Source organism: Tessaracoccus bendigoensis DSM 12906 (assembly GCF_900141915.1).
GTDB lineage: Bacteria > Actinomycetota > Actinomycetes > Propionibacteriales > Propionibacteriaceae > Arachnia > Arachnia bendigoensis.
The window spans coordinates 1-1,133 of sequence record NZ_FQZG01000156.1; the positions used below are offsets into that span (position 1 = coordinate 1).

Below are 1,133 nucleotides of genomic sequence, written 5' to 3' on the forward strand. Positions count from 1 at the left end.
GACCTAGTCGTGGAGAGCACACGAGTGAGAATGCAGGCATGAGTAGCGAAAGACGGGTGAGAAACCCGTCCGCCGAATATCCAAGGGTTCCAGGGTCAAGCTAATCTGCCCTGGGTAAGTCGGGACCTAAGGCGAGGCCGACAGGCGTAGTCGATGGACAACGGGTTGATATTCCCGTACCGGCGAAATATCGTCCGTGCTGAATCGAGTGATGCTGAGCATGCGAGGTCTGGTGATGTCTTCGGATTGATCCTGGCTGAGTCTGTGACCCAATCTCGTATTAGGCAAGCTGCGGAGGGACGCAGGAAGGTAGCTCTTCTCGGTTATGGTTATACCGGGTCAAGTGTGTAGGGTGGAGTGTAGGTAAATCCGCGCTCTGTGTGCCTGAGACATGATGTGTCGTCAGATTACTGACGTTAGAGTGATCCTATGCTGCCTAGAAAAGCTTCGTTAGCGAGATATTAGCCGCCCGTACCCCAAACCGACACAGGTGGATAGGTAGAGAATACTAAGGCGATCGAGAGAATCGTGGTGAAGGAACTCGGCAAAATACCCCCGTAACTTCGGGATAAGGGGGACCTGATACGTATAGCATTTACTGTGAAAGCGTTGAGGGTCGCAGAGACCAGGCCCAAGCGACTGTTTACTAAAAACACAGGTCCGTGCTAAGTCGTAAGACGATGTATACGGACTGACTCCTGCCCGGTGCTGGAAGGTTAAGGGGAAGGGTTAGTTTCGGCGAAGCCTTGAACTTAAGCCCCAGTAAACGGCGGTGGTAACTATAACCATCCTAAGGTAGCGAAATTCCTTGTCGGGTAAGTTCCGACCTGCACGAATGGAGTAACGATTTGGGCGCTGTCTCCACCACGAACTCGGCGAAATTGCATTACGAGTAAAGATGCTCGTTACGCGCAGCAGGACGGAAAGACCCCGGGACCTTTACTATAGTTTGGTATTGGTGATCGGTGTGACTTGTGTAGGATAGGTGGGAGACTTTGAAGCTTGGACGCCAGTTCAGGTGGAGTCATCGTTGAAATACCACTCTGGTCACTCTGGTTATCTAACTTAGGTCCATTATCTGGATCAGGGACAGTGCCTGATGGGTAGTTTGACTGGGGCGGTCGCCTCCTAAA

At 51.9% G+C, this 1,133-nt stretch carries 1 rRNA gene; it reads left to right on the forward strand.

Annotated features, from left to right (window positions below):
- Positions 1-1,133 (forward strand): 23S ribosomal RNA (locus BUC15_RS18880); the annotation flags it as partial.